The 2,418-nt window shown below is 49.8% G+C and carries 4 protein-coding genes; 1 reads left to right on the top strand and 3 read right to left on the bottom strand.

Annotated features, from left to right (window positions below; all coding sequences use genetic code 11):
* On the bottom strand, positions 1-735 hold a 735-nt coding region (locus H6F80_RS00585), incomplete at its 3' end, for a DUF4347 domain-containing protein (RefSeq protein ID WP_190789679.1).
* A 491-nt stretch (positions 736-1,226) separates the two neighbouring features.
* Between H6F80_RS00585 and H6F80_RS00580 the strand changes: the two genes are divergently transcribed.
* Positions 1,227-1,592: a hypothetical protein gene (locus tag H6F80_RS00580; protein ID WP_190789678.1), complete on the top strand. Its 366-nt coding sequence runs from the start codon at positions 1,227-1,229 to the stop codon at positions 1,590-1,592.
* Here H6F80_RS00580 and H6F80_RS00575 read toward each other — a convergent pair.
* Together H6F80_RS00575 and H6F80_RS00570 are read right to left on the bottom strand one after the other, a co-directional pair.
* On the bottom strand, positions 1,578-1,844 hold the full coding sequence (locus tag H6F80_RS00575; RefSeq protein WP_190789677.1) for a hypothetical protein: 267 nt from the start codon (positions 1,842-1,844) through the stop codon (positions 1,578-1,580). The two genes, H6F80_RS00580 and H6F80_RS00575, sit on opposite strands and share 15 nt — an antisense overlap.
* A 388-nt stretch (positions 1,845-2,232) precedes the next feature.
* Positions 2,233-2,418: LysR family transcriptional regulator (locus H6F80_RS00570; protein WP_242067092.1), on the bottom strand; the 186-nt coding region annotated here is incomplete at its 5' end.

Below are 2,418 nucleotides of genomic sequence, written 5' to 3'. Positions count from 1 at the left end.
CCGGACCAGACGACCTGTTGTTAGATCGATCTTCCACAGTTCCCGTTCCCAGGAAAATTCATTTCCGTCTGGACTGGCGGTGAAGTAGAGCGTGCCATCAACGTTGATTAAGTGACGCGGGAAAGAGCTTTGATTTGCCAGGTTCAGGTTGTACTGCACTGGGTTAGAACTCAAAATACCCCCATACGCTTCAATCACTGCTGGGTTAAATGCCAAGGGGTGAGTAACCGTGCAGGTGACCGTATCCAGGATCCAGGTTCCCCCTAAACTGGAGTTACCAATTTTTGTCGAAGCCGCAGCAATGCTTGCTCCAGTCAGCTTACTCAACTGCTGCACAAACTGCTGTCCGCGACCGCTCCTTGCAACCTCACACCCATACAGCAAAATTCCAGCGTCTTCACCCAATGCACTGCACCAGGCTTGTAACTGAATAGCATAGGCAGGCAAAGTTTCCAGGGACAGCACACTCTTGCCCAAGTGCAGTTCTCCCGGTCTTCCGTGCGATAGGAGATGTAACCAGGTAATTTCGCCCTGTTGTTGCAGAATTTGGGTGATCTGAGTGATGCCACACTGGTCAGCATTGACCAAATACACTTCATGACCTGGCGTTACACCTGCAACAAGGGTCTGATAGTCTGCGAGAGTGGTGTCGATAATAACAATCGATCGTCCCGTTTCTAAACTTGGGCTAGAGGAGGGCGATTGACCTGGATGAACGAGCGGTTGCACCATCATTGTTTGACCGGATCAAGAAACGAAAGACAGTTGCTAAAACGGTAGATTAGCGGCGGAATCAGTCAACGCTATACAAGAGCTTTCAATAGCAGCCAGGTAATGGCTCTCGATTGGCATTTTCTTTCCTTATAAATTAGGGTTCCCGCACGACCTCCCTGCTTTCTAAAACTGGTAAAACATTACTGAATATTTAAGTAACAGTTATTAGACTGTGATTCTACTTAGAAAAGCAACTACCTAATATGCAAGCACAGTCCAGTTAAGGGGTAAATCACCTGGCGGAGTGTAATCAGATCAGGGCGCAGCTTCATTAGATCGCAGAGGACTGACCACTGACTACCTCGCACAGATTCTAAAGACGAATCATCCTGCCACTGCTCCGGCTCCGTAGAGCCTGCAATTAATAGGCAAGCAACTTTAACAGTTTCTTCCTCTAACCACTGACCTAATGGGCTCTACAGTAGCTTCACGCTCTTCACATTGGGTAAATCATGAAGCTAGACACTCAGCCGCCAATTACCGCGAGCGACTCCTCCACCTCTGACCTGCTCGATCCACTCGAAATCATCGATGCCATGCTCAACCTCCGCGCTCAACTGGCGGAACTCCAACAGCAAGTCGATGCGCTCCAACCTGCTTTCTACGCTGCCTGTGCTGCCCTCCAGCTTGAGAAGATTGCCACCGATCGTGCCACTATCTCTCGCAGACTCACCCTTGGCAAGTGGGACTACTCCGACGAGATTATCGAGCAGGAGGATCTGCTCAAGCAACTTAAAGCCCAGTTCCAACAAGCCCACGAACCAATCGGCGGTAGGGAAGTTTACTGGATGATCAAATTCCTATTAGCGACCGTCTAGCTCATCGGGTGGAGCGGTTGATGAGATTGATTGCCCACGCTTGCGAATTGGCTCCTGATAAATCTGCATCTGCCCGAACGCCAGCCCGCATCCCTCACAGTGTTCATCTTCCCACAGAGCTGGGGTGCGAAACCCATGTTTGCAGACCGGACAAACCGAGAGGAGACGCACCCCATGACGGTCGCATCCCGTTTTCCCCGATCGTTGCCACACCCCCTGACGTACTGGGGTTTGGCATAACAGGCTGCACACAGGCGAGTTTGCAGATGCAGCCGAGCAGGGGGTAACATCTTTGCCAGTTGCTTCGGATCGACTTCGACCAGTTTTGATAAGTGTCGCGTCTCTCGGTAATCGACGTTGATATCGCGCTAGCTGTCGTTTAGTAACTGAAACGCTGATTACAACTAGCTTCTGGATGAAAAACATTTTTGCAGATCATCTCACGATCAGTGTCGTTTGACGACCAATTTAGGGGTCAATTATGGAACATCCTGCTGCTGAAATGCTTGAATAGCAGGAGTTTCGAGGTTTAGCGACAAATAGCGTGAGATCTTCTCAAACGACAGATAGCGTGAGACCGCCTACTATCTTGCAAAACACTGCTCTAATCTTTACTCTACATGGCTTCTAGGCACTAAATTTACTCGACATTCAGCGTGAGACGAGCGACGAAAAGCGTGAGACGCGATACCAGTTCATTATCGAGGGCAATCACCAGCTTGTTGACCTGCGGTCGTGACGTTCCCATCTCTCGTGCAGCAGCAGCAAAGCCACCCGAAACCACAACTTGAGTAAAAGCGCGAATACTGCCAAACTTATCCATCGT

Origin of the sequence: Leptolyngbya sp. FACHB-711, from assembly GCF_014695615.1 — a bacterium.
In the GTDB taxonomy this organism is placed as follows: domain Bacteria; phylum Cyanobacteriota; class Cyanobacteriia; order Elainellales; family Elainellaceae; genus Leptolyngbya_A.
The sequence above is the reverse complement of the archived record's forward strand: the minus strand, read 5'-3'. Positions and strand labels throughout refer to the sequence as shown.